Below are 25,000 nucleotides of genomic sequence, written 5' to 3' on the forward strand. Positions count from 1 at the left end.
AGGTCACGCAGGGTCAGGTAGCTGCCGGCACGCTTGGACAGCTTCACTTCTTCGCCGCCGCGCATCACCGTCACCATCTGGTGCAGCACGTATTCCGGCCAGCCCTGGGGAATGCCCACGTCCAGCGCCTGCAGGCCGGCGCGCACGCGCGCCAGCGAGCCGTGGTGGTCCGCACCCAGCTCGGTGATCGCGCGCTCATAGCCACGCTGCCACTTGCTCAGGTGGTAGGCCACGTCCGGCAGGAAGTAGGTGTAGGTGCCGTCGGACTTGCGCATCACGCGGTCCTTGTCGTCACCGAAGTCGGTCGAGCGCAGCCACAGCGCGCCGCCGTCCTCATAGGTGTGGCCGGCCGCCTGCAGCTGGGCGACGGTCTCTTCCACCTTGCCGTCCTTGTACAGCGAGCTTTCCAGGAAGTAGATGTCGAAATCCACTCCGAACGCGGCCAGGTCCTGGTTCTGCTCGTTGCGCAGGTAGGCCRCCGCAAAGCGGCGGATGCCATCGAGGTTGTCCGGGTCGCGCTCGCCCACCACCGCGTGGCCTTCCAGCTCCACCGTGGCGCCGGCCAGGTAGGCGTTGGCCACGTCCTGGATGTAATCACCGCGGTAGCCCGCTTCCGGCCAGCCGGCGTCATCGGGCTTGAGCCCCTTGGCGCGCGCCTGGGTGGACAGCGCCAGGTTCTCGATCTGCACGCCGGCGTCGTTGTAGTAGAACTCGCGCTTGGCGTTCCAGCCGTTCACATCCAGCAGGCGTGCCAGGCAGTCGCCGATGGCGGCGGCGCGGCCATGGCCCACGTGCAGCGGACCGGTCGGGTTGGCCGACACATACTCCACGCCCACGGTACGGCCGTTGCCGCTCAGGTTGCGGCCGTAATCGGCGCCTTCCTTGAGCACGCTGGCCGCTTCGCGCTGGTAGGCGCTGGGGGCGAGGTGGAAATTGATGAAGCCTGGGCCGGCGATCTCAACGCGCAGCACGTCATTGCTCTTGGGCAGCGCATCCAGCAGCGCCTGGGCCAGGGCGCGCGGGTTGCTGCGCGCCGGCTTGGCCAGCAGCATCGCGGCATTGGTGGCGAAATCGCCGTGCTCACGGGTCTTCGGGCGTTCGACCACGAATTCCGGGGTCAGGGTATCGGCCGGCAGAGTGCCGTTGGCGCKCAAGGCTTCGATGCCTTGGCTGATCAGGGCGCGGAGGAGATTTTTCACAAGGCCTGCTTTGGGACTGGAGCGGCGGAATCGGCAATTTTAGCCTAGATGGCGGGCCGATCCATTGAACGGGAGTGGGGCAGGGGGCTTGAGGGGCCTTGGGGCCGCTTTCGGGGCTCCGGACAGGGGTATTTGGGCTGACTGGGACGTTCAGCCCCGAAAGGAGAGGGTGGGTTCGAGCCAGCCTCGTTCAGCCATGGAGACGGGGGTGCCTTCGCCTACTACTACGTGGTCCAGAAGGCGGACTCCTACCAAAGGCAGGGCTTTTTCCAGATGACGGGTGATATCGCGGTCGGCAGCGGACGGTTCGGCGCTGCCAGAAGGGTGGTTGTGACCGATGATCACGGCTGCCGCGTTATGGAACAGGGCGCGGCGTGCCACTTCGCGCGGGTAGACCGCCGCCGCATCGATCGTGCCGTTGAAGAGTTCCTCGAACGCCAGCATGTGGTTGCGGGTGTTCAAGAACATGACGGCGAAGACCTCATGGGGGCGCCCGCGAAGCCGCTGCTTGAAGTAGCGCATGGCTGTCTTGGGATCGCACATGCCTTCACCCAGGTCCAACTTTGCACGCAAATGGCGGTCGGCCAGTTCCAGTGCGGCGACCAGCTTGCAAGCCCGTGCCGGGCCGAGCCCTGGCAGTCTCCTCAGCTTCTGCGCGCTCATATCAAGCAATAGGCGCAGTGGGCCATGTTCCTTGAGGAGAAGGCGTGCGTTCTCCATGACGTCCAAGCCCTTACAGCCGGTGCCCATGAACAGGGCAAGCAACTCAGCATCCGAAAGCGCTGCTGGGCCACGCGCCAGTAGCTTCTCGCGCGGTTGYTCGTCCTTGGGCCAGTCTTTGATTGCCATGGCTCAAGTGTCGAGAAGCACGTATGCCCAGCCAATCAGACTATGCCGCGTCGTCTGATAAGGATTGCGCGTGGGCACAATTGGTGGCTGTTCGGCAGGCTGTTTGATCCAGTCAAAAACAATGATATTTCTACAGATATGCGGAGAGGATGCTATTGAAATTGGCTAGCCGCTCTGCAATAGCTACGTCCTCAGTCCATTAAAAGTCGCACATACCGCGCATACAAAAAGCTCTGGTTCCGCGCCCGCCCCGTCGTCTCCTCCAACACCCCCGCCACCTGCAATCCATTGATAGCCTTCGCCGCAGTAGGCGCACTCACCTCCAGCACCTGTGCTGCCCGATCAATGTTGATTCTCGGCATGGTCGGAAGCAGCTCGAACAACCGAAGCGTCGCCAACGTACTGGTACCCAGTGCAAGCACACGCTTGCGATCCTCGGCGATGCACGCGGCAAGGGCAACGATGCTGCTTTGCGCCTCGTCGGCAGCGGCCTCCACGGCCTCCAGGAAGAAGCTCACCCAGCCTTCCCAGTCACCGTCCTTCCGAATGGCGGAAAGCCGGTCGTAGTACACCCGCTGGTGTCGTTTGAGGTAACCAGACACATACAGCAACGGCTCGGGCATCAGCTTCCACTCTTCCAACAGCATGGCGATGAGCAGGCGCCCAATGCGGCCGTTGCCGTCCAGGAAGGGATGGATGGTTTCGAATTGCGCATGCACCAAGGCCACGCGCACCAAGGGCGGCAACGCGTGCTCTGGCTGGTGGATATAGCGCTCCAGCGCGCTCAGCGCGGGCCCCACTTCCTGAGCGGGCGGCGGAACGAAACTCGCATTGCCTGGCCGGCTTCCCCCTATCCAGTTCTGTGTAGTGCGCACGGCACCAGGTTGCTTGGTGGCGCCACGCACGCCCGTCATCAGCATCCGGTGGGATTCGGTCAGCAGCCGTAGTGATACCGGCAGACCGGTAGGGCTGCGCAGCTGCTCGCGCGCGTAGTTGAATGCCAGCAGGTAGTTCGTAACCTCTTCCACATCCTGGGCGTTGGTCACCGTCATACCGGCTTCCTCATCCAGCACGTCGGTCAAGGTGGCCTGGGTGCCTTCCAGCTGCGAGGTAAGCAAGGCCTCCTTACGAATGGCGGCATAGATCAGCCAGTTGCTGGAGGCCACCAGCCCGGCCATGCCGGACAACCGCGTCAGCGCCACCTCGGCGCGGGCGTTCTGTTCGACGTAGGCGGTTGGGGAAAGCACGGGATCACCGGGCGGGAGGGCGTGAGGTACGAACGCGCGAACGTTCTCGCCGCCAACGGCGGTTGTGGCGTAGGTCCCAGTGATGCGTGGCATGACAAAGGTTCCTTTAGATACGGTTTCAGCTGCGAAAGAAATCTTTCCCAGCTGCGGACGTTATTAAAGCATCCTTTTTTAACGACTAAAACCACGGGGCTCACATCCCTTGGTCGGCACCCTGGCGCAGGCAGTTCATCTACTGACAGCAGCCAGCAGTCATAGAGAGGCAGCTCAGCTCTTCATGACCAAAAACACCCCCCTCATGCCCCTGAGGCATGAGCCGCCCACACCCCATCAGGTAAGCTAATCGCCTCAGTTCGACAGGAAATTCGCAGGTGGCTGACTCCCCCCAGGCTTCTCCGGCGTCCGCGCGCCCGCTGCAAGGCCAGAAGCTGTTGTTGTGCGTAGGGGGCGGCATCGCCGCCTACAAGTCGCTGGAACTGGTGCGTCGCCTGCGCGATGCCGGGGCCCAGGTGCAGGTCGCCATGACTGCCGGGGCCCAGCAGTTCGTCACTCCGCTGAGCTTCCAGGCCCTGTCCGGCCAGCCCACCCGCACCACCCTGTGGGACAGCGCCGCCGAGCAGGCCATGAGCCACATCGAGCTGGCCCGCTGGGCCGATCGCATCGTGGTGGCCCCGGCCACCGCCGATCTGCTGGCCCGGCTGGCCCACGGCAACGCCGATGACCTGGTCACCACGCTGTGCCTGGCCACCACCGCGCCGCTTACCGTGTGCCCGGCCATGAACCACCGCATGTGGCAGCACCCGGCCACGCAGGCCAACATCAGCCTGCTGCGCCAGCGCGGCGCGCAGGTGATCGGGCCGGAAGACGGCCCGCTGGCCGAAGGCGAATCCGGCCCGGGCCGGCTTACCGAACCCAATGCGATTGTTGCGGCACTGGCCGCGCTGCAGGCGCCGGCCGGTGGCGACGCCGCGCCCGAGCAGCAACTCAAGGGCCTGCGCGTGGTCATCAGCGCCGGCCCCACTTATGAAGACCTGGACCCGGTGCGCTACGTGGGCAACCGCAGCAGCGGCAAGATGGGCTATGCGCTGGCTGCCGCGGCCGTGCGCCAAGGCGCGCAGGTGGTGCTGGTGAGTGGCCCGGTGCAGCTGCCCACCCCGGCCGGGGTGCAGCGGGTGGACGTGCGCTCGGCCGCGCAGATGCGCGAGGCGGTGCTGGGCGCGCTGCCGGCCGACATCTATATAGGCGCGGCCGCAGTGTCCGATTACACCCCGCGCCAGGTGGCCCCGCAGAAATTGAAGAAGACCGCCGGCACCCAGACCCTCACGCTGGAGCTGGTGCGTACACCGGACATCCTGGCCGAGGTGGCTGCGCAGACCAACGCGCTGAAGCTGGTGGTCGGCTTTGCCGCCGAAACCCATGATGTGGAGAAGTACGCGCGCGGCAAGCTGGTGGACAAGCGCCTGGACCTGGTGATTGCCAACCAGGTGGGTATCGCCACCGGCGGTTTTGAAAGCGATGAAAACGCGGCCACGGCCTACTGGCAGGGCGGCGAACAGGTGTTCCCCGGCACCTCCAAGGCGCTGCTGGCCGAACAACTGTTGTCCCTGATTGCCCAGAGGTTGCACGCATGAGCGTTGATTCCACCCTTCAGCCGTTGCAGGTCAAGCTGCTCGACCCGCGCTTCGGCGATACCTGGCCGCTGCCGGCCTACGCCACCGAGCACAGCGCCGGGCTGGACCTGCGCGCGGCGCTGGAGACCGAGCTCACCCTGCAGCCGGGCGATACCGCGCTGATTCCCAGCGGTATCGCCATCCACATCGCCGACCCGAACCTGGCCGCCGTGGTGCTGCCGCGCTCCGGGCTGGGCCATCGCCACGGCATCGTGCTGGGCAACGGCACCGGGCTGATCGACGCCGATTACCAGGGCCCGCTGCTGATCAGCGCGTGGAACCGTGGCCGCGAGCCCTTCACGCTGCAGCCGGGTGACCGCATCGCGCAGCTGGTTGTGTTGCCGATTGCACGCGTGAGCCTGCAGGTAGTGGATACTTTCACCGACAGCGCCAGGGGAACGGGTGGATTCGGCCATACCGGGGTGCGCTGACAGGGGGAAGTGTTCATGAGCAAGGCAACGGCGGATGGACAACCGCGATTGGCAAGCAAGCGCACCGGCCCGCTGTTGGTGGCCGCGCTGGTGCTGCTGGGGCTGTGGTTCGGCTGGAGTGCGGTGCGGCAATGGCGGCAGGCCTCGGTGGGCACGTCGCTGGAGCAGTCGCGCGATGAAATCGTCACCGGGGTGGATGCGGCGCTGAACGGCCAGTTGGCGCAGCTGCGCAAGCTGGTCAAGAGCGAGCGGGTCACCACGGCACTGGCCAATAGCGATGCCGAAGCGACCGCCGTGGCCATCCGCGAAGGCTGGCCGGGTACCGAAGACGTGCAGGTGCTGCTGGCCACCCTGGATCAGGCCTATGCCGATCCGAAGGCGTTTGGCTACTCGCGCCTGGCCCTGCTGGAAGCGGCCAATGCCGGAGACAGCGTGGTGGCCCGTGTGGTGCGCGATGCCGGCGGCCAGCGCCTGGGCCTGGCCGCGCCGGTGGTGCTGGGTACGCAGGGGCCGGCGCTGGTGTACGTGCGCCAGCCGCTGCTGCGCCTGACCGCCACCTTCGACCAGGTGCGCGTGCCCGATGAAGGCTACCTGGCGCTGCGCCAGGGCAACCACAACGTGATCGAACAGGGCAGCGTCGCGCTGGCCGACGGCGCCGAGGCGCTGGCCCGTCCGCTCGGCAAGAGCGGGCTGCGCCTGGCGGCGGCCGTGCCGGATATCGAACCGGGCCCGCTTGGTTTGGGTGGCATTCCCAGTGCGATCGTGGCGGTGCTGCTGCTGGCGATCGCCGCGATGCTGCAGTTCGGCAAGGGCAGGGTGCCGTTGCCGCGTCGCCGCGCGTCCAAGGAGGCCGACGTGGAAGAGGGCCCCACCCTGCGCGAAAGCCTGGACCAGATTCCGCTGGCGGTGGTGCCGGCCGTGGCCGAAGGCGCGCCGCCGCCGATGCCCGGCGTGGTGGGCCAGGACGTGCCGGCCGATATCTTCCGGGCTTATGACATCCGTGGTGTGGTCGGGCGTGAGCTGACCCCGCAGGTGGCCGCGCTGATCGGCCAGGCGATCGGCTCGGTGATGCAGGTGGAAGGCCTGCGCGAGATCGTGGTCGGCCGTGATGGCCGCTTGTCCGGTCCGGAACTCACCGGCGCGCTGATCGAAGGCCTGCGCCGTGCCGGCTGCGATGTGATCGATATCGGTCTGGCGCCGACGCCGGTGGTGTACTTCGCCAGCTACCACCTGCGCGCGGGCAGCTGCGTGGCGGTGACCGGCAGCCACAATCCGGCGGACTACAACGGCTTCAAGATCGTGGTCGGCGGCGAGACGCTGTCCGGCGATGCCATCACCGAGCTGTACCAGCGCATCCGCGACGGCCAGCTGCATGTGGCCGCCGAGCCGGGCAGCCTGCAGCAGCGCGAGGTCAACGCCGATTACATCCAGCGCATCGCCGATGACGTGCAGCTGGACCGTCCGCTGAAGGTGGTGGCCGACGCCGGCAACGGCGTGGCCGGTGAACTGGCGCAGCCGCTGCTGGAGGCGATCGGGGCCGAGGTCATTCCGCTGTACTGCGATGTGGATGGCACGTTCCCCAATCATCATCCGGACCCTAGCGACCCGCACAACCTGGAAGATCTGATCCAGACGGTGAAGCGTTTCGATGCGGATATCGGCCTGGCCTTCGACGGCGATGGCGACCGCCTGGGCGTGGTCACCCGCGAGGGCAAGATCATCTACGCCGACCGGCTGTTGATGTTGTTCGCCGCCGATGTGCTGATGCGCAACCCGGGCGCGCTGGTGATCTACGACGTGAAGTGCAGCGGCAAGCTGTCCGATTACGTGCTGCGCAACGGCGGCAGCCCGTTGATGTGGAAGACCGGGCACTCGCTGATGAAGGCGAAGATGCGCGAAACCGATGCCGAGCTGGCCGGCGAGATGAGCGGGCACTTCTTCTTCAAGGAGCGCTGGTTCGGTTTCGACGATGGCCTGTACGCGGCCGCGCGGCTGCTGGAAATCCTGGCCCAGCGCGAGGAGACGCCGTCGGAGATCTTCGAGGAACTACCCGACGCGGTGTCTACCCCGGAGCTGAAGGTGCCGGTGGAATCAGGCACCCCGCACGCGCTGGTGTCGCTGTTCGTGTCGGCCGCGCAGGTGGAGGACTCGCCGTTCGCCGGCGCGCGCCTGGCCACCATCGACGGTCTGCGCGCCGATTTCCCGGACGGCTGGGGCCTGCTGCGCGCGTCCAACACCACCCCGGTGCTGGTGCTGCGCTTCGAGGCCGATGACGAAGCCGCGCTGGAGCGCATCAAGGCCCTGTTCCGCGAACAGCTGCAGCCGCTGCTGCCGGGTGTGGCGCTGGGGTTCTGAGGGAAAGGCAGCCGAGCATGGCTCGGCTCTACCGATGCACGCGCAGTCCGGCGCGCCACGATCAACGCTCGTGACCCATCAAGGCGCGCGAACCCCAAGGTAGAGCCGAGCCATGCTCGGCTGCCCTCCCGCCCGCGATTACGATCGTTGGTCACGACGCGCCTGCATTCGCGCGCATTGCGATTGCGACCGTTGGTCGTCGCGCAGGCATTGGCGTGCATTGGGATTACAACCGTTGGTCATGGCGCGCGGGCATGGCGCGCATCGGTATTACTACCGTTGGTCGTGTCGGGGTTCTGAGGGAACGGCAGCCGAGCATGGCTCGGCTCTACCGATGCGTGCGCATTCCCGCGCGCCACGATCAACGCTCGTGACCCATCAAGGCGCACGAACCCCAAGGTAGAGCCGAGCCATGCTCGGCTGCCCTCCCGCCCGCGACTACGATCATTGGTCACGACGTGCCTGCATTCGCGCGCATTGCGATTGCGACCGTTGGTCGTCGCGCAGGCATTGGCGTGCATTGGGATTACAACCGTTGGTAATGGCGCGCGGGCATGGCGCGCATCGGGATTACGACCGTTGGTTGTGTCGGGGTTCTGAGGGAAAGGCAGCCGAGCATGGCTCGGCTCTACCGATGCGCGCGCAGTCCGGCGCGCCACGATCAACGATCGTGACCCATCAAGGCGCACGAACCCCAAGGTAGAGCCGAGCCATGCTCGGCTGCCCTCCCGCCTCACCCCTTGAAGCGCAGCCCCACCCCAGGTTCGGTGAACAGGTACCGCGAATCCAGCGCCGAATCGCCCAGCTTGTGCCGTAATTTGCCCACCAGGATGCGCAGGTAATGCGTGTCGTGCTGGTGCGTCGGCCCCCAGATTTCCTGCAGGATCTGCGGCTGGGTCACCACCCGCCCGGCATTTCGCAGCAGCAGCGACAACAGCGCGTATTCCTTGCGGGTCAGGGCCACCGGCGCGCCGTCCAGGTGCACTTCGCGCCGCACCAGGTCGATATGCAGGTGCCCGTCGTCGAACTGCGGCAGCACGCCCTCGCTGGATACCGTGCGCGAGCGCAGCAGTGCCCGCACGCGTGCCATCAGCTCCTGCGTGCCGAACGGCTTGGTCACGTAGTCGTTGGCGCCGTTGTCCAGCGCCCGCACTTTTTCGGTCTCGCTGGCGCGCACGGTGAGCATGATCACCGGCACCTGGCTCCACTGGCGCAGCTCGGCCAGTACGTCGTGCCCTTCCATGTCCGGCAGGCCGATATCCAGGATCACCAGGTCCGCGCCCTCGCTCACCAGCGCTTCCAACCCGGCCTGGCCGGTGGCGGCCTGCACCACGCGGTAGCCCTGCGCGCGCAGGCTGATGTCGAGGAAGCGACGGATCTGCGCTTCGTCATCGATCACCAGCACGCGGGCCGGGGGCACGCCTTGGGTGGGGTCAGGATTCGTCGTCGTCATCGTCAGGGTGGGGTTGCAGCAGGGGCAGCGTGATGCGGATCAGGGTACCGCGTCCGTCGCGCCCCGGCAGCGCCTGCACGCTGCCGCCATGCGCGCCGATCATGCCCTGGCAGATGGTCAGTCCCAGCCCGGTGCCATGCCGGCCCCGGTCGCCGCGCTCCACGCTGTAGAACATGTCGAAAATGCGGGCGCGCTCGTCATCGGGAATGCCCGGCCCGGCGTCCAGCACGTCGATGCGCAGCTCGCCCTCCACCAGCCGCGCCTGCACTTCCACCGCCGCGCCGGGCGGCGAGAACTTGGCCGCGTTCTCCATCACGTTGAACACCGCCTGCTCCACCAGCGCCGGGTGCACCCAGATCGGGGCCAGCGTGGCCGGGATATCGAGTTTGAGCTGCACCTCCGGCTGATACCGCTGCAGCCGCCGCGCGGCCGATCCCACCAGCTCGTCCACGCCGATCCAGTCGCGGTTGATCTGCAGGCCTTCGTGGCCCAGCCGGGTCATGTCCAGCAGGTTCTGGATGTAGCGGTCCAGCCGCTCGCCTTCCACCAGGATGGTGTCCAGCAGGGCGCGGCGATCCTGCGCGTCCATCGCATCGGCATAGCTGCTCAGGCTGTCGGCTGAGCCGATCATCGCCGCCAGCGGCGAGCGCAGGTCGTGCGATACCGAGGACAGCAGTGCCGAGCGCAGGCGCTCGGTCTCGTTGCTCACGTGCGCCTTTTCCAGGTCGGCTACCAGCTGCGTGCGCAGCGCGGCCTGGGCGATGTCATCCACCATCGCCTCGGCCAGCTGGCGTTGCTCGGGGGTGAGGCGCGGCGCACTCCGCGCGAAGCGCATGCCGGCCACGCCGATGGCGCGGTCGTCGCCGTCCAGCAGTGGCAGGAACCACCATTCCGCGCCGGCCAGCGTATCGGTGAAGCGGCCACTGGGCTGGCCGTGGCGCCGCGCCCAGTCGGCGGCGGCCAGGTCGGTGTCGCCCGGTGCGGCGCTGCCGCTGGTGCTGGTGTCCTGGCCGATGCGCAGCCACGCCGGTGCGTCCATCGCCTGTTCCAGCGCCTCGCGCCCGGCTTGCGCCACCTCTTCGTTGCTGGCCGCACGGGTCAGCTGCCGGCCAAGCGCTTGGCGCGCATTGGCGTGGCGGTTGGACGCACGCAGCGCCACCACCTGCATGCGCAGCCGCGAGGCCAGGCGGCCAGCCACCAGCGCGGCAGCCAGGAACAGGAACACGGTGATCACGCCCTGGCGCGCGCTGATCGCAAAGGTGAAGCGTGGAGCGATGAAGAAGAAGTTGTAGGCCAGGAAACACAGGGCCGCGGCGATCACCGCCGCACTGGTGCGGCTGCGCGCGGCCACCATCACCACCGCCACGATGAACACCATCGACAGGTCGTACAGCCCCACCCAGCGCTCGGCAATCAGCGCCACCAGGCAGGCCAGCGCCGTGGCGCCCACCGCCAGCAACGTGTCCTGGCCGGTGCTGCGGGTGGGGATCGTCAGCCCGGCACGCCGCGCGCGAGCGCGCGCCTGCGGGGTGCCGATGATGGTGATCTCGTAGTGCGCACCGCGCTGGATCAGCTGCTGGGTGAGGGTGCGGTTGAGCATCCGCGCGAACGGGCGCTCGCGGGTGCGGCCCAGCACCAGCGTGGACACGCTGTTGTGCGCGGCGTGGTCCAGCAGCGCATCGGCGATGCTGGAGCCGTGCAGTAGTTCGGCCTCGCCACCGAGGCGGCGCGCGAGCGCGAAGGCGGCATCGATCTCGCGCCGGGTGTCTTCGTCGTTGCGCCGGCCCTGCACGGTCACCACCGTCCATGGCGCATCACGGCGCTCGGCGATGCGCCGGCCCACGCGCACCAGGTACTCGCTCTGGCCACCGCCATCGATGGCCAACAGCACGCGCCGGCGCAGCGGCAGGTTGGCCTCGCCACGTGCGGCGCGGGTCTCGCGCAGGCTGCTGTCCACGCGGTCGGCCGCTTCCTGCATGGCCAGTTCGCGCAGCGCGGTGAGGTTGGCCGGCGAGAAGAACGCCTGCAGGGCTTGCGCTGCCTGCTCAGGTACGTACACCTTGCCCTGCTGCAGGCGCTCGATCAGTTCGCGCGGCGGAATGTCCACCAGCACGATGTCGTGCAGGCGGTCGAGCACCGCATCGGGCACGGTCTCGGTGACGCGCACGCCGGTGATGCGCATCACCACGTCGTTGAGGCTTTCCAGGTGCTGGATGTTGACCGTGGTCCAGACATCGATGCCGGCTTCCAGCAGTTCTTCCACGTCCTGCCAGCGGCGCTCGTGGCGGCTGCCGGGGACGTTGCGGTGGGCCAGCTCATCCACCAGCACCAGCGCCGGGTGGCGGGCCAGCACCGCGTCCAGGTCCATCTCGCCCAGCACGTGCTGCTGGTAGTCGCGCTGCACCAGCGGCACCTGCGGCAGGCCCTCCAGCAACGCAGCGGTCTCGGCGCGGCCGTGCGTTTCCACCAGCCCTACCACCACATCCACGCCGCGACGCAGCTGTTCGTGCGCGCGGCTGAGCATGCTGAAGGTCTTGCCTACGCCCGGGGCGGCACCGAGGAACACGGTGAGCTTGCCGCCGGCTTCGCGTTGCAGGCGTTCAACCAGGGCATCGGCCTGGCGGGTACGTGGGTCGCTCATGGGTGGCGATTGTGCACCGGCCGATGCGATCCCCGCATCACGGGGCCGCCTTGAGGTCATCCAGCGCCAGGTTGAGCGTCATCACGTTGACCCGCGGCTGACCGAACACGCGCCACTGCGGGCCCTGCGTGTTGGCCTTCACCAGTGCAGTCACGCGCTCGGGCGGCAACCCGCGGCTGCGGGCCACGCGGGCGATCTGCAGCTGCGCGGCGGCGGGCGACAGCTCCGGGTCCATGCCCGCGCCGGACTGGGTCACCAGGTCGCTGGGCACCTGCGCCGGGGCCACGCCTTCGCGCGCGGCCACCGCGGCGATGCTGGCCTGCACGCGTTCCTGCAGCGCCGGATTGGTCCGGGCCAGGTTGCTGCCGGCCGCGGCCATCGGGTCGTAGTTGGCCGCCGACGGGCGCGCCTGGAAGTAGCCATCGCCGGTGAACGGCTGCGCGATCAGCTGTGAGCCGCGCACCTGGCCATCGCGGATGAGCAGGCTGCCATCGGCCTGCGCGGGGAACAGCAGCCGGCTGGCACCGGTCGCGGCCAGCGCATAGGCCAGGCCGAGCAGCAGCAGGCTGACCAGGCCCAGCATCAGCGCCGGGCGCCATGCGCCGTGCTGCTGCAGGGTGGCCGCCCGCGCGGCAGGGGCGCGCGCGGCGCGGGGCAGGGAGGTTGCAAGTGAGCGGTTCATGCGCCGAATACCGAGACAAGGAAGAGGTCGATCAACTTGATGGCCGCAAACGGCAGCAGCACGCCGCCGAGGCCGTACACCAGCATGTTCCGGCGCAGCAGCGCGGTGGCCGTGGCCGGGCGGAAGCGCACCCCGCGCAGCGCCAGCGGAATCAGCGCCGGAATCACCAGCGCGTTGAAAATCAGCGCCGCCAGCACCGCATTGCGCGGGCTGGACAGGTGCATCACGTTCAATGCCGCCATGGCCGGCAGGGTGGAGGCGAACAGCGCCGGCAGGATCGCGAAGTACTTGGACACATCGTTGGCCAGCGAGAAGGTGGTCAGCGCACCGCGCGTGATCAGCTGCTGCTTGCCCACTTCCACCACCGCCAGCAGCTTGGCCGGATCCGAATCCAGATCGACCATGTTGCCGGCTTCCTTGGCCGCCTGCGTACCGGAGTTCATCGCCAGGCCGATGTCGGCCTGGGCCAGCGCCGGGGCGTCGTTGGTGCCGTCGCCCACCATCGCCACCAGCCGCCCGCCGGCCTGCTCGGCCCGGATGCGCGCCAGCTTGTCTTCCGGGCGGGCCTCGGCGATGTAGTCGTCCACGCCAGCTTCGGCAGCAATGGCGGCGGCCGTGAGCGGGTTGTCGCCGGTGATCATCACCGTGCGGATGCCCATCGCGCGCAGCTGCGCGAACTTCTCGCGCATGCCGTGCTTGACCACGTCCGACAGCTCGATCACGCCCAGCACGTGGCGCCCTTCGCACACCACCAGCGGGGTGGCACCGTTGCGCGCCACCTGCTCCACGCGGCCCGGCAGTTCGGCCGGCACGATGCCGCCCAGCTCACGCACATAGGCGCTGATCGAGTCGGCCGCGCCCTTGCGGATGCGCCGTCCGCCGTCCAGGTCCACGCCGGACATGCGGGTCTGCGCAGAGAAGGCCAGGTAATCGGCGCGGTCCGGTTCGGTGGTGGTGCAGCCTTGTTCGCGCGCCAGGCGCACGATCGATTTGCCTTCCGGGGTCGGGTCGGCCAGCGAGGACAACAGCGCCGCTTCACGCAGCTGCGGCGCGTCGATCCCGGCCAGTGCATGGAAGTGCGTGGCCTGGCGGTCGCCGTAGGTGATGGTGCCGGTCTTGTCCAGCAGCAGCACGTCCACGTCACCGGCCACTTCCACCGCCTTGCCCGACTTGGCCAGCACGTTGGCGGCCAGCGCCCGGTTCATGCCGGCGATGCCGATGGCCGGCAGCAGCCCGCCGATGGTGGTGGGAATCAGGCACACCAACAGCGCGATCAGCAGCAGCGGGTCCACCCGCACGCCGACGAACGCACCGATCGCCGGCAGCGTGGCCACCACGATCAGGAAGGTAAGCGTCATCGCCGCCAGCAGCAGGGTCAGCGCGACCTCGTTGGGGGTCTTCTGGCGGTTTGCGCCTTCCACCAGCGCGATCATCCGGTCCAGGAAGCTGTGGCCCGGCTCGGCGGTGATGCGCACGATGATCTGGTCCGACAGCACCTTGGTACCGCCGATTACGCCGCTGCGGTCGGTGCCGGCCTCGCGCAGCACCGGCGCCGATTCACCGGTCACCGCCGCTTCGTTGATGGTGGCCAGGCCCTGCACGATCTCGCCATCGGCGGGAATCAATTCGCCGGCGCTGACGATCACATGGTCGCCCGGGCGCAGCTCGGCGGCCGGTACCTGGGTCTCGCTGGCCCCGGCATGCGCGGCGGCCAGCCGACGCGCGCTCAGGTCCTGCCGCGCCCGCCGCAGCGAGGCGGCCTGGCCACGCCCGCGCGCCTCGGCCACCGCTTCGGCGAAATTGCCGAACAGCACGGTCAGCAGCAGTATCGCGGTGACCGCCAGGCCGAAACCCAGCGGTGCGTTGCCGCTCAGGGTGACCGCCAGGCTGACCACGGTGCCGGCCATCACCACCGCCATCACCGGGCTGTGCAGCAGGTGGCGGGGCGAGAGCTTGATCACCGCATCGCGCAGGGCGCGGCGCCAGCCGGCCGCATCGAGCAGGCGCTGGCGGCGGTGGGAAGAAACGTTCAAGGGATAGGTACTCATGGGGTCACATCTCAATGCAGGGTCAGCGACAGGTGGTCGGCCACCGGGCCCAACACCAGCGCCGGCATGAACTGCAATACGGTCAGGACGACGATCAGCGCGATCAGGGTCAGCGCGAAGGTCGGGGTTTCGATCTGCAGGGTGCCCGCCGATTCCGGGGCCCGGCGCTTGGCGGCCAGTTGCGCGGCCACGACCAGCGGGATGATCAGCACCGGGTAGCGGCCCAGCAGCAGCACCAGGGTGCAGCTCAGGTTCCACCACGGGGTGGCGTCGCCCAGGCCTTCGAAGCCCGAGCCGTTGTTGGCAAACGCCGACACGTACTCGTAGAACACCTGGCTGATGCCGTGGAAGCCGGGATTGGACGTGCCGGTGATCGCCGGGATCGCCAGGGTCACCGCGGTGAAGCCCAGGATGGTGATCGGCTGCAGCAGCACCAGCAGCGCCAGCAGTCGGACCTGCGGGGTTTCCAGCTTGCGCCCGAGCAGTTCCGGGGTACGCCCGGTCATCAACCCGGCCAGGAACACGCCCAGCATCAGGTACACGATGAACTGCTGCAGGCCGCAACCGATGCCGCCCCAGATTGCGTTGACCAGCATGTTGATCATCGGCACCGCTCCGGCCAGCGGGCTGAGCGAGTCATGCATGCCGTTGACCGAGCCGTTGGACACTTGGGTGGTGATCGCCGCCCACAGGCCGGTGCCGTCCGCGCCGAAGCGCACTTCCTTGCCTTCCATCAGCAGCGGGCTGGCCGCCGTGGCCGAATGGCCTTCCAGCCATACCGTGGCCGCCACCGACACGCTGGACATCGCCAGCATGCAGCCGAACACCAACCCGGCCAGGCGCCTGCGTCCGGTGAACGCGCCCAGCATGAAGATCACGCTGATCGGGATCAGCAGAATGCCAATCAGCTCCAGCGCGTTCGACAGCGGGGTGGGGTTTTCCAGCGGCATCGAACTGTTGGGGCCATACCAGCCACCGCCATTGGCGCCCAGCTGCTTGGCCGCGACCATCGCCGCGACCGGGCCCAGCGGCAGTTTCTGCGTGTCCATGCCGGCGGCCGCATCGATCGGCGTCGCCTGCGGGCCGGCGGCCAGCGTCGAGGGCACGCCCTGGCTGGTCAGCAGCACCGCCCACAACAGGCACAGCGGCAGCATGAAGCGCACGCACGCGCGCACCACGTCGGCGTAGTAGTTGCCCACGTCCACGCGGCGGTCCGCGCTGAGCTGCGCGGACTGTGCGGCGTCCACGTCGTCCGGACGCGCACCGAACAGCGCACGCAGCGTGGCCACCACCAGCGCCAGGCCCATCATCGGCGTCACCACCTGCAGGCCGGTGATGGCGGTCATCTGCGAGAAGTAGGACAGCTGCGCCTGGCCGGAATAGTGCTGCTGGTTGGTGTTGGTCAGGAACGACACCATCGTGTGCAGCGCCGTGTCCCAGCGCATGTTGGGGATCTGGTCGGGATTGAACGGCAGCCAGGCCTGGGTCATGAAGACCGCCTGCACCAGCACCGCGATCACCACGTTGCTGAGCAGGAAGGCCATCACATAGCCACGCCAGGACATGCCGCGCGCCGGGTTCACCCCCAGCAGCCGGTACAGGGGCTTTTCAATCAGCCCGAACAGCGCATCGCCTCGCATCGGCGCACCGCGCATCACCCGGGCCAGGTACAGCCCAAGCGGAAAGGCCAGCACGATGCTGGCCAGCAGGATCAACAGGATCTCGGTCATGGTCGGCTCCGGTCAGAACGCTTCGGGCCGAAGCACGACGTACAGCAGATAGGCGGCGGCGACGAGCACCAGCACGCCACACACCAGGGAAAGCCAGGCAGGCATGGTCGTGGCCTCAAACGCAGGAAAGGAGGGCGGCGGTGCAGGGCGCACCGGCGACAGGGAACACAGGCAGATACAGGCTCATGGGACGTCCAGGTGGAACCACTCCACGTCAGGCGCCCATCGTCTGCCTGCCCGGCATAAAGGGGCCACGCCCAGCACCACGCCCAAGCGTAAAAAGTGCATAAACAAACGTAGAGCCGACCGTTGGTCGGCTGCCCCCGCTGACCTGCCTTCCGGTGTGCCGGCCGCTGGCCGGCTCCTCGCTCAACCGTCCGACGACGTCAGCCGCCGGCCGCTGGCCGGCGCCTCATGACCCTGGCCCGATGCACGGGGAGCCAACAACGTCCGCCAGCTCACGCCCGCGGATCGGTCCCCACGCCCTTCAACAACCGATACCGCTGCAGGGTCTCCTCGATTTCCACATCCAAGGCCTTGCGCTGCGCTTCGAAGGAGGCCTGCATGCGCCGCTGCGCCACCAGTTCGGCGTGACGCTGCTGGATGCTCTGGGCCTGCTTCTCGGCCACCGGCTTGCCAGCCAGTTCGCGGTCGCCGGCGGTGCCCAGCAGGCTCACCAGTGCATCGCGCAGGCTGGCCACGTTGTAGCGCGCGGTCTGCACGTTGTTGTCGATGATGCCGGTGCGCTCGGTGAACACCCGGCGCAGGTCATCTTCGTTCTCGTAGGTGGACAGCATCGCCTGCTCGGTGCGCTTGCGGGTTTCCTCCGCAGCCAGGTCGAGCTGGCGCTGCGCGGCCACCGCCGCCGCATCCGCGCGCTCTTCCTCGGTCAACGTGCGCTCCACCTCACCACGTCGCAGCCCGCTGGCCGCGCTGAATTCCTCCCGCGCGCTGTTGACCGCGTCCTGCGGCAGCGTATCGCTGCAGATCCGCTCGGCGCCCTTGTTCCAGCAGTAAAGCTTCTTGGCTTTCGGCTCGTTCTTGCCGCGCTGGGCCTGGGCCGACAGCGACGGCGCGGCCAGCAGCAGGCCGATCAGAATGGTGGTGGCAATCCGGCTGGACATGGTTGGCGAGCCCCCTGCTCTCAACGCGTAGGACGGCTGCCGTAGCGGGACCGATAGTCCTCCAGCGGCTGCCGGTATCCGACAAGTTCCGGATTTCCGGAGGCAAAATCAAGCAGGTCGGCCAGCGTGGCCACCGCCACCACCGGAATCCCGGCCTCTTCGGCCACCGACTGGGCCGCCGAGCGGCGGTCGGTTTCCGAGGCGATCTCCTGGCGATCCAGTGCCACCACGATGCCGGCCGGGGTGCCGCCGGCGTCCTTGATGATGGTCAGCGCCTCGCGGATGGCGGTACCGGCGGTGATCACGTCATCGACGATCAGCACGCGCTTGCCATTCATATCCGCGCCGATCAGGTTGCCGCCTTCGCCGTGGGCCTTGGCTTCCTTGCGGTTGAACGACAGCGGCAGGTCGCGCCCACGCTGGGCGAACTCGCAGGCGGTCGCGGTGGCCAGCGGGATGCCCTTGTAGGCCGGGCCGAACACGACGTCGAACTTCAGCCCGGTGGCCTCCACCGCATCGGCGTAGCAGGCGGCCAGCTGGACCATGCGCGCGCCCGAATCGAAGCGGCCGGCATTGAAGAAATAGGGGCTCAGGCGGCCCGACTTGAGGGTGAACTGGCCAAAACGCAGGGCGTCGGCGGTCAGGGCCAGTTGCAGGAAACGGTGGCGATGGTCGCTCATCAGGACTCTATTCAATTCATTTGGACCGCAAATCCTAATGCATGGGCGCTTTTTTCGCCCTCAGACCGCCTTCTCCCGCGCCGCGCAGCATTTCCCGGTCCTCCCCAACGGCTGGCACCGACGGCGCATCCCGGCGAGCCGTGGCGGGGTCTTCCCGGTATGCTTTCCCGGTTACCGCTCCAGACCCGGGTCAGCATGCGCATCATCAGTTTCAACGCCAACGGCATCCGTTCCGCCGCCACCAAAGGCTTCCTCGACTGGTTCCGCGCCCAGGACGCCGACGTGCTCTGCATCCAGGAAACCAAGGCCCAGGAAGACCAGCTGACCGACCCGATGTTCCGTCCGGACGGCCACCACTGCTTCTACCGCGACGCCATCACCAAGAAGGGCTACAGCGGCGTGGCCATCTACAGCAAGCGCGAGCCCGACCAGGTCATCACCTCGCTGGGCTGGGCCCCGTTCGACGATGAAGGCCGCTACATCGAGGCCCGCTACGGCAACCTCAGCGTGGTCTCCTTCTATATTCCGTCGGGGAGTTCGGGCGACCTGCGCCAGGGTTTCAAGTACGAAGTGATGGAGTGGCTGCGCCCGATCCTGGCGGAGTGGCTGGCCAGTGGCCGCGACTACGTGCTGTGCGGCGACTGGAACATCGTGCGCTCGGCGCTGGACATCAAGAACTGGAAGTCCAACCAGAAAAACTCCGGCTGCCTGCCGCCCGAGCGCGACTGGCTCAACGGCCAGTGCGCCGACGCCGGCCAAGCGCTGGACATCGCCGCCGGCCAGGGCTGGACCGACGCCTACCGCCTGCTGCATCCCGAAGGCCAGGATTACACCTGGTGGAGCAACCGCGGCGCGGCCCGGGCCAACAACGTCGGCTGGCGCATCGACTACCAGTTCGTCAGTCCTGGCCTGCGCGATCGCCTGCGCAGCTGCGCGGTCTACCGCGATGAGCGTTTCTCCGACCATGCCCCGTTCACGGTGGACTACGCCCCATGACCGAAGCGGTCGTCAAGCCGCGTCGCCCGTGGCAGCGGGTGCTGACCAACCTGCGCCAGCGCAAGGTGCTGGCCATGCTGCTGCTGGGCTTCAGTTCCGGCCTGCCGATCTACCTGGTCGGCAACACGCTCGGCTTCTGGATGCGCAAGGAAGGCATCGAGCTGACCACCATCGGCTTCCTGTCGTGGGTGGGCCTGGCCTACTCGATGAAGTTCCTCTGGGCCCCACTGGTGGACAAGGTCAACGCGCCGCTGCTGGGGCGCTTCGGCCGCCGCCGTGGCTGGATGCTGTTGTCCCAGCTGGTGGTGGCCGTGGCGCTGGTGGGCATGGCGCTGGTCCAGCCCAAGGGCGGCCATTTCGTCTTCCTGGGCATCGCCTGGGAGCACCTGGTGGTGTTCGGGGTGATGGCCACCGTGGTGGCCTTCGCCTCGGCCACCCAGGACATCGTCATCGATGCCTGGCGCATCGAAATCGCCGAGAACAGTGAACAGCTCGGCCTGCTGACCTCCTCGGCCGCGCTGGGCTATCGCACCGCGCTGCTGGTCACCGATGCGCTGATCCTGCTGATCGCCGCGCGGGTGGGCTGGCAGATGTCCTACGAAATCATGGCCGGCCTGATGGCACTCGGCGTGGTGGCGGTGGTGATGGCCCGGGAGCCGGCGCGCGCGCAGCTGGCCGTGCAGACCCAGGCCGCCCCGCTGTGGACGCCACGCGGCCTGTTCGATGCACTGGTAGGGCCGTTCGTCGCCTTCGTGCGCGAACACCGCAGCGGCGCGATCCTGATCCTGCTGGCCATCAGCGTCTATCGCATGGCCGATTTCATCATGGGTCCGATGGCCAATCCGTTCTACGTGGATCTGGGCCTGGCCGAAGAGACCGTCGGCGCGGTGCGCGGCTCGGTCGGGCTGGTGGCCACCTTCATCGGCATCGCCGCGGCCGGCCTGGTGTCGGTGCGCTGGGGCGTGCTCGCCACGTTGCTGGTCGGCGCGGTGCTTGGCCCGGCGTCCAACCTCGCCTTTGCCTGGCTGGCCTATGTCGGCCCGGACCCGACCAGCTTCGCCATCGCCATGGCCATCGACAACATCTCCGGCGGCTTCGCCGGCACGGCGTTGATCGCCTACATGTCCAGCCTGACCAGCATCGGCTACACCGCCACCCAGTACGCCTTGCTGAGCTCGTTCTATGCGATGCCCGGCAAGGCATTGAAAGGGCTGTCCGGTTGGGCGGTGCAATCGTTGGCCCAGGGCCGCACCCTGCTGGACGGGTATGCGCTGTTCTTCACCGGCACCGCATTGATCGGCATCCCGGTGGTGATCCTGTGTGCCTTGTTGATCCGTCAGCAGCGCCGACACGCCCCGCCAGCCTGACCCAGGTTGCCCGCCGCGCCGCGCTGGGCCATGATCACCCCCGTTGTGCCGTGGGGGCGGTGCTTGCCGACGGGGGAGAACAATGGTCGATCTGCTGCTGCGGGATCTGGACCCGCTGTTGAACGAACGCATCCGGCGCGTGGCGGTCGCACGCGGCTGGACCCGTGAACACACCTGCGTGGTGCTGCTCGAACAGGGCCTGTTCGCCAGCGAACTCGAAGTACGCAGCGGCTTCCAGAATCCCGAAGTGGACGCCCTGGCCGACGCCATCGCCGCATTGCAGGCATTGCCGGACGCCCAAGGGGTGTAGCGCAGGGCACTGGCGACCATCCCAAGGGTAGAGGGATCGCCGGGCGCGGATAGCACCGCGCTGCGCGCGGTTGCCGAGCATGGCTCGGCTGCCCTTGCCCCGGTAGAGCCGAGCCATGCKCGGCTGCTCTTGCTCTTGCYCTTGCTCTTGCTCTTGCTCTTCCCCTACGCCGGATGTATCGCCCCCAGAATCCGCGGCCCCCGCGCCCCGCTCACGCTCGGCAGATTCCCCGGCAAGCCGTCCAGCGTCCGCTGCGCCAGCCACGCAAACCCCATCGCCTCCAGATAATCCGGGTCCAACCCGTGCACCGCACTGGATTGGATCACCACCCCCGGCAACCGCGCGCCCAACCGGCGCAGCAGCTGTGAATTACGCACCCCACCGCCGCACACCAGCACCCGCTTCGCCTCGGGCAGGTGCGCCAGCAACGCGTTGGCCACCGTCGCCGCCGTGAGCTCCATCAGCGTGGCCTGCACATCGGCCGCCGCCAGCTCGCCTTCGCCCAGCGCCTGCTCGGCCCAGTCCAGGTGGAACTGCTCGCGCCCGGTACTCTTCGGCGGCGGCAACGCAAACCACGGCTCGGCCAGCCAACGCGCCAGCAACGCCTCGTCGAAGGTCCCACTGGCCGCAAACGCCCCGTCCGCATCGAATGGCACGCCCCGGTGGCGCTGGCACCACGCATCCATCAGTGCATTGGCCGGGCCGGTGTCGAAGCCGCGTGGCACGCCATCGCGGGGAATCAGGGTCAGGTTGCCGATGCCACCCAAGTTGAGAATCGCGCGATCCTCATCGGTGGTGCCCAGCATCGCCAGGTGGAAGGCCGGCATCAGCGGTGCGCCGTGCCCGCCTGCAGCCACATCGCGGCGGCGGAAATCGGCCACGGTGGTGATCCCGGTGGCCTCGGCGATCCGGTTGGCGTCGCCCAGCTGCATCGTGAACGCCGGATCGGCCAACGGCCGGTGGCGCACGGTCTGCCCGTGCGAGCCGATCGCGCGCACCTGGGCACGATCCACCCCGCTCAGCCGCAGCAGTGCAGTGGCCGCCTCGGCAAAGCGCAGCCCCACTTCGGCATCGATCCGGCCCAGCGCATCCAGCGAGGCGATATCGCCGCCTTCGCCGAGTGCGATCAGCTCCGCACGCAGCGCCGGATCCCACGGGTGGGTGTGGCCGTGCACAAAGCGGCAGCCGCCCTCGGCGGGAAACTGCACCAGCGCGGCATCGATGCCATCGGCGCTGGTGCCGGACATCAAGCCAATGAAGAGCGGGCTATGCGGATCAACGACAGCGGTCATGGCAGGCAGTCAAAGCGGGTTGCGTCCAGCTTCGGCGCAACCCGTCATCGGCGTCAATGCGCACGTACCCGCGCGCTGGCTGCCGCGATCAGCCGCGGTTGCGCCTGGCCGGCTTGGCCACGCTGGCGGTCTGGGTCTGCGCCTGGGTGTCGGCCGGGGCCACCTGCGGGGCCGGACTGGCTTCGGCATAGATCAGCTTCTCCATGCCCTGGATGCGCGCCAGCGCCGGCGCGGTCTGCGCGCGGAAGGCAGCCAGCTCGCTGCCACGCAGCGGCTCCGGCGGCGGCATCGTCACCGACAGCGGATTGCGGTGCTCGCCGTTGACGCGGAATTCGTAGTGCAGGTGCGGGCCGGTGGCCATGCCGGTCGAGCCGACATAGCCGATCACCGTGCCCTGGGCCACGCGCTGGCCGACCTTGATCGAGCCAAAGCGCGACATGTGCCCGTACAGCGTGGTGTGGCCGCGGCCATGGTCCAGGATCACCACGTTGCCGTAGCCACGCTGGGTACCGGCAAACTGCACGCGCGCATCGCCGGCGGCCATGATCGGGGTGCCGGTGCGCGCGGCGTAGTCCACGCCCTTGTGCATGCGCATCTTGCCCAGCACCGGGTGCTTGCGCGCGCCGAAGCTGGAGCTCAACCGCGCGAACGGGATCGGCATGCGGATGAAGCTCTTCTTCAGCGGTCGCCCGCTCACGTCGAAGTACTCGGACTTGCCGTTGCGGTCGAAGCGGAAGCCGCTGTAGGTCTTGCCGCCGGAAGTGAAGGTCGCCGCCAGGATCTTGCTGGTATCCACCTTCTCGCCTTCGCGCCAGGTTTCATCCAGCACCACGCTGAAGCGATCGCCCGGCTGCAGGTCCTTGGAGAAGTCGATGTCGTACTTGAAGATCTCGTCGGTCATCGTGGCGATCGCAGACGGCGACAGCCCGGCCTTCCGCGCGGCCGCATACAACGAACTGGTGATCTCGCCGCTGGCGACGATGCGGCGGGTCGACGACTCGCGCTTGATCACCTTCTCGGTGATCTGGTCATCCTTCAGCGACAGCTCGACGCGGTTGTCGGCATCGCGGTCGAAGCGGATCGTGCGCAGGTCGCCGGACAGCGGCAGGTCGAAGGCGATCTCCGCGCCCGGGCGCAGCTTGGTCAACGCCGCGCGCGCGCCGGGGTGCTCCAGCACCTGGTGCATCACCGTGGCCGGAATGCCGGCCTCGTCGAACAGGTTGCTCAGGGTCTGGCCGCGCTGCACCCGCAGCACCTGCCAGCTGTCACCGGGCACCTGCTTCTGCCGCTCCAGCGACAGCGGCGGCAACGGCAGGGCCAGGGTGGAATGGCCGACGGAGTAGGGCGTTTCGATGGTGTGCGAGAAGCCCGGCACGATTGTGGCCACCAGCGCGCCGATGGTGGCGAACAGGCTGGCGTGCATCCAGTGCCGGCGCGTCCAGCGCTCGTTGAACGCGGCGGGAAGATGCTGCTTGAGCTTCCGATGCAGGGCGGTGTCGTGGAGGACGTGGAGACGTTCCTTGAAGCGCTGCTTGCGCGCGCGGCCTTGATCGGAGTTGAGCATCGTCGGTCTGTTCCTGACTGGCCCGGGAGCGCGGGCCCAAACGTCGGTAACATAGACAGGTATAAATACCGCGTCAAACCCTTGTGCCTATTGGCTTTTGTGAAGCGCATGCGGTTAACTTGTACTTAACGTCATTCATGTAAATAAGGCATTGCCGGGAGTTGTCACGTGTCCTCGATTGAAGAAGCCATCGCCCTGATCGGTCGTGGCGCCGACGAAATCCTCAAATCCGAGGAACTTCGCCAGCGCCTGGAAAGCGGCCGCCCGCTGCGCGTCAAGGCTGGTTTCGACCCCACCGCCCCGGACCTGCACTTGGGCCACACCGTGCTGCTCAACAAGCTGCGCCAGTTCCAGGACCTCGGCCACCAGGTCATCTTCCTGATCGGCGACTTCACCGGCATGATCGGCGACCCGTCCGGCAAGAACGTCACCCGCAAGCCGCTCAGCAAGGACGACGTGCTCGCCAACGCACGCACCTATGAGGACCAGGTCTTCAAGGTGCTGGACCGCRACAAGACCGAAGTGCGCTTCAACTCGGAGTGGTTCGGCAAGATGGGCGCGGCCGATATGATCCGTCTGGCCGGTCAGCACACCGTGGCGCGCATGCTCGAGCGCGACGACTTCGCCAAGCGCTACGCCGCCCAGCAGTCGATTGCCCTGCATGAGTTCCTTTACCCGCTGGTCCAGGGTTACGACTCGGTCGCCCTCGAGGCGGACGTCGAGCTCGGCGGCACCGACCAGAAGTTCAACCTGCTGATGGGCCGTGGCCTGCAGGAGCACTACGGGCAGCAGCCGCAGATCGTGCTGACCATGCCACTGCTGGAGGGCCTGGACGGCGTGGCCAAGATGTCCAAGTCGCTCAACAACTACATCGGGATCAATGAGCCGGCCATCGATATGGTCACCAAGACCATGAAGATCGGTGACGACCTGATGTGGCGCTGGATCGAGCTGCTTTCCTTTGATATCAGCCAGGCCGAAGCGGTGAGCCTGCGCGAGCAGGTCCAGGCCGGCGGCCTGAACCCGCGTGAGGTCAAGCTGCGCCTGGCGCGCGAGCTGACCACCCGCTTCCACGATGCCGCGGCGGCCGAACAGGCCATCGCAGGCTGGAACGCCGCCGTGACCGGGCAGGGCGATGTGACCCTGCTGCCGCTGCAGGAAGTGGCGATCCCGACCGAGGGTCTGCGTATCGGTGCGTTGTTGACCGCTGCAGGCCTGACCCCGAGCAACTCCGAGGCCTCCCGCAAGCTCAAGGAGCGTGCAGTGAAGGTCGATGGCGAGGTCGTGGACGACGCCCAGCAGGTGTTCGTGCCCGGTTTTGAAGGCCTGCTGCAGGTCGGCAAGCGCACCTTTGCCCGCGTG

The 25,000-nt window shown here is 67.7% G+C and carries 20 protein-coding genes (1 of these 20 cut by a window edge); 7 read left to right on the plus strand and 13 right to left on the minus strand.

Annotated features, from left to right (window positions below; all coding sequences use genetic code 11):
- The 3 genes from argS to AC1DQP_RS06220 form a co-directional block, all read right to left on the minus strand.
- Positions 1–1,199, minus strand: a 1,199-nt coding sequence (gene argS / locus AC1DQP_RS06210) for an arginine--tRNA ligase (protein WP_478051269.1), incomplete at its 3' end; no start/stop codon positions are given.
- A gap of 150 nt (positions 1,200–1,349) precedes the next feature.
- Positions 1,350–2,048 carry a RadC family protein gene (radC, locus tag AC1DQP_RS06215; RefSeq protein WP_478051270.1) on the minus strand — a complete coding sequence of 233 codons (699 nt, stop codon included), beginning with the start codon at positions 2,046–2,048 and terminating at the stop codon, positions 1,350–1,352.
- A 191-nt stretch (positions 2,049–2,239) separates the two neighbouring features.
- Positions 2,240–3,388, minus strand: a complete 1,149-nt coding sequence (locus AC1DQP_RS06220; RefSeq protein WP_478051271.1) for a Fic family protein — start codon at positions 3,386–3,388, stop codon at positions 2,240–2,242.
- A gap of 278 nt (positions 3,389–3,666) precedes the next feature.
- Between AC1DQP_RS06220 and coaBC the strand changes: the two genes are divergently transcribed.
- From coaBC to AC1DQP_RS06235, 3 genes are read left to right on the plus strand one after another with little or no spacing between them, the layout of a single operon-like run.
- Entirely contained in the window at positions 3,667–4,926 is a 1,260-nt protein-coding gene (coaBC, locus tag AC1DQP_RS06225) for a bifunctional phosphopantothenoylcysteine decarboxylase/phosphopantothenate--cysteine ligase CoaBC (RefSeq protein ID WP_457319966.1), read from the plus strand.
- Complete coding sequence (gene dut, locus AC1DQP_RS06230) at positions 4,923–5,396, plus strand: dUTP diphosphatase (protein WP_038690973.1); 474 nt, start codon at positions 4,923–4,925, stop codon at positions 5,394–5,396. Before coaBC ends, dut begins: the two co-directional genes overlap by 4 nt.
- Before the next feature lie 15 nt (positions 5,397–5,411).
- Entirely contained in the window at positions 5,412–7,751 is a 2,340-nt protein-coding gene (locus AC1DQP_RS06235) for a phosphomannomutase/phosphoglucomutase (protein WP_457319970.1), read from the plus strand.
- A gap of 733 nt (positions 7,752–8,484) precedes the next feature.
- Here the strand turns inward: AC1DQP_RS06235 and AC1DQP_RS06240 are convergent.
- The 8 genes from AC1DQP_RS06240 to pyrE all read right to left on the minus strand — a co-directional run bounded on the left by AC1DQP_RS06240 (position 8,485) and on the right by pyrE (position 18,109).
- Positions 8,485–9,204 carry a response regulator transcription factor gene (locus AC1DQP_RS06240; protein ID WP_457319239.1) on the minus strand — a complete coding sequence of 240 codons (720 nt, stop codon included), beginning with the start codon at positions 9,202–9,204 and terminating at the stop codon, positions 8,485–8,487.
- The gene (locus AC1DQP_RS06245) at positions 9,185–11,845 is read right to left on the minus strand and encodes an ATP-binding protein (protein WP_457319240.1); all 2,661 of its coding nucleotides are present in this window, start codon (positions 11,843–11,845) and stop codon (positions 9,185–9,187) included. Before AC1DQP_RS06245 ends, AC1DQP_RS06240 begins: the two co-directional genes overlap by 20 nt.
- 37 nt (positions 11,846–11,882) lie before the next feature.
- Positions 11,883–12,527, minus strand: a complete 645-nt coding sequence (kdpC, locus tag AC1DQP_RS06250; protein WP_256777505.1) for a potassium-transporting ATPase subunit KdpC — start codon at positions 12,525–12,527, stop codon at positions 11,883–11,885.
- On the minus strand, positions 12,524–14,575 hold the full coding sequence (gene kdpB / locus AC1DQP_RS06255; RefSeq protein ID WP_457319241.1) for a potassium-transporting ATPase subunit KdpB: 2,052 nt from the start codon (positions 14,573–14,575) through the stop codon (positions 12,524–12,526). The genes kdpC and kdpB overlap by 4 nt, the downstream gene beginning before the upstream one ends.
- A gap of 11 nt (positions 14,576–14,586) precedes the next feature.
- On the minus strand, positions 14,587–16,305 hold the full coding sequence (gene kdpA, locus AC1DQP_RS06260; protein WP_457319242.1) for a potassium-transporting ATPase subunit KdpA: 1,719 nt from the start codon (positions 16,303–16,305) through the stop codon (positions 14,587–14,589).
- A 12-nt stretch (positions 16,306–16,317) separates the two neighbouring features.
- The gene (locus tag AC1DQP_RS06265) at positions 16,318–16,410 is read right to left on the minus strand and encodes a potassium-transporting ATPase subunit F (RefSeq protein WP_017355708.1); all 93 of its coding nucleotides are present in this window, start codon (positions 16,408–16,410) and stop codon (positions 16,318–16,320) included.
- Between the two features lie 353 nt (positions 16,411–16,763).
- Positions 16,764–17,429, minus strand: a complete 666-nt coding sequence (locus tag AC1DQP_RS06270; protein ID WP_457319243.1) for a hypothetical protein — start codon at positions 17,427–17,429, stop codon at positions 16,764–16,766.
- Between the two features lie 20 nt (positions 17,430–17,449).
- On the minus strand, positions 17,450–18,109 hold the full coding sequence (pyrE, locus tag AC1DQP_RS06275; RefSeq protein ID WP_478051272.1) for an orotate phosphoribosyltransferase: 660 nt from the start codon (positions 18,107–18,109) through the stop codon (positions 17,450–17,452).
- 195 nt (positions 18,110–18,304) lie between these two features.
- Between pyrE and AC1DQP_RS06280 the strand changes: the two genes are divergently transcribed.
- The 3 genes from AC1DQP_RS06280 to AC1DQP_RS06290 all read left to right on the plus strand — a co-directional run bounded on the left by AC1DQP_RS06280 (position 18,305) and on the right by AC1DQP_RS06290 (position 20,782).
- The gene (locus AC1DQP_RS06280; RefSeq protein WP_312238734.1) at positions 18,305–19,105 is read left to right on the plus strand and encodes an exodeoxyribonuclease III; all 801 of its coding nucleotides are present in this window, start codon (positions 18,305–18,307) and stop codon (positions 19,103–19,105) included.
- Positions 19,102–20,472 (plus strand): AmpG family muropeptide MFS transporter, encoded by a 1,371-nt coding sequence (locus AC1DQP_RS06285; RefSeq protein WP_457320967.1) that lies wholly within the window; start codon positions 19,102–19,104, stop codon positions 20,470–20,472. The genes AC1DQP_RS06280 and AC1DQP_RS06285 overlap by 4 nt, the downstream gene beginning before the upstream one ends.
- A gap of 82 nt (positions 20,473–20,554) precedes the next feature.
- Positions 20,555–20,782, plus strand: a complete 228-nt coding sequence (locus tag AC1DQP_RS06290; RefSeq protein ID WP_256777512.1) for a hypothetical protein — start codon at positions 20,555–20,557, stop codon at positions 20,780–20,782.
- A 164-nt stretch (positions 20,783–20,946) separates the two neighbouring features.
- Here the strand turns inward: AC1DQP_RS06290 and AC1DQP_RS06295 are convergent, their stop codons facing one another.
- Together AC1DQP_RS06295 and AC1DQP_RS06300 are read right to left on the minus strand one after the other, a co-directional pair.
- Entirely contained in the window at positions 20,947–22,074 is a 1,128-nt protein-coding gene (locus tag AC1DQP_RS06295; RefSeq protein ID WP_478051273.1) for an anhydro-N-acetylmuramic acid kinase, read from the minus strand.
- A gap of 88 nt (positions 22,075–22,162) precedes the next feature.
- Entirely contained in the window at positions 22,163–23,638 is a 1,476-nt protein-coding gene (locus AC1DQP_RS06300; protein WP_457320940.1) for a M23 family metallopeptidase, read from the minus strand.
- A gap of 168 nt (positions 23,639–23,806) precedes the next feature.
- Here AC1DQP_RS06300 and tyrS point away from each other — a divergent pair, with 168 nt between their 5' ends.
- Positions 23,807–25,000 carry the 5' portion of a tyrosine--tRNA ligase gene (gene tyrS, locus AC1DQP_RS06305; RefSeq protein WP_478051274.1) on the plus strand. 18 nt of this gene lie beyond the right edge of the window, so the window shows 1,194 of its 1,212 coding nt (coding positions 1–1,194); the start codon lies at positions 23,807–23,809; its stop codon lies beyond the right edge, outside the window.

This window comes from Stenotrophomonas sp. P5_A8 (genome assembly GCF_056400545.1).

Excerpts from the sequence above, each read along its gene's own strand:
- AC1DQP_RS06220 (WP_478051271.1), bottom strand. The coding sequence starts at position 3,388 with ATGCCACGCATCACTGGGACCTACGCCACAACCGCCGTTGGCGGCGAG.
- dut (WP_038690973.1), top strand. The coding sequence starts at position 4,923 with ATGAGCGTTGATTCCACCCTTCAGCCGTTGCAGGTCAAGCTGCTCGAC.
- AC1DQP_RS06235 (WP_457319970.1), top strand. The coding sequence starts at position 5,412 with ATGAGCAAGGCAACGGCGGATGGACAACCGCGATTGGCAAGCAAGCGC.
- AC1DQP_RS06240 (WP_457319239.1), bottom strand. The coding sequence starts at position 9,204 with ATGACGACGACGAATCCTGACCCCACCCAAGGCGTGCCCCCGGCCCGC.
- AC1DQP_RS06245 (WP_457319240.1), bottom strand. The coding sequence starts at position 11,845 with ATGAGCGACCCACGTACCCGCCAGGCCGATGCCCTGGTTGAACGCCTG.
- kdpC (WP_256777505.1), bottom strand. The coding sequence starts at position 12,527 with ATGAACCGCTCACTTGCAACCTCCCTGCCCCGCGCCGCGCGCGCCCCT.
- kdpB (WP_457319241.1), bottom strand. The coding sequence starts at position 14,575 with ATGAGTACCTATCCCTTGAACGTTTCTTCCCACCGCCGCCAGCGCCTG.
- kdpA (WP_457319242.1), bottom strand. The coding sequence starts at position 16,305 with ATGACCGAGATCCTGTTGATCCTGCTGGCCAGCATCGTGCTGGCCTTT.
- AC1DQP_RS06265 (WP_017355708.1), bottom strand. The coding sequence starts at position 16,410 with ATGCCTGCCTGGCTTTCCCTGGTGTGTGGCGTGCTGGTGCTCGTCGCC.
- AC1DQP_RS06270 (WP_457319243.1), bottom strand. The coding sequence starts at position 17,429 with ATGTCCAGCCGGATTGCCACCACCATTCTGATCGGCCTGCTGCTGGCC.
- pyrE (WP_478051272.1), bottom strand. The coding sequence starts at position 18,109 with ATGAGCGACCATCGCCACCGTTTCCTGCAACTGGCCCTGACCGCCGAC.
- AC1DQP_RS06280 (WP_312238734.1), top strand. The coding sequence starts at position 18,305 with ATGCGCATCATCAGTTTCAACGCCAACGGCATCCGTTCCGCCGCCACC.
- AC1DQP_RS06285 (WP_457320967.1), top strand. The coding sequence starts at position 19,102 with ATGACCGAAGCGGTCGTCAAGCCGCGTCGCCCGTGGCAGCGGGTGCTG.
- AC1DQP_RS06290 (WP_256777512.1), top strand. The coding sequence starts at position 20,555 with ATGGTCGATCTGCTGCTGCGGGATCTGGACCCGCTGTTGAACGAACGC.
- AC1DQP_RS06295 (WP_478051273.1), bottom strand. The coding sequence starts at position 22,074 with ATGACCGCTGTCGTTGATCCGCATAGCCCGCTCTTCATTGGCTTGATG.
- AC1DQP_RS06300 (WP_457320940.1), bottom strand. The coding sequence starts at position 23,638 with ATGCTCAACTCCGATCAAGGCCGCGCGCGCAAGCAGCGCTTCAAGGAA.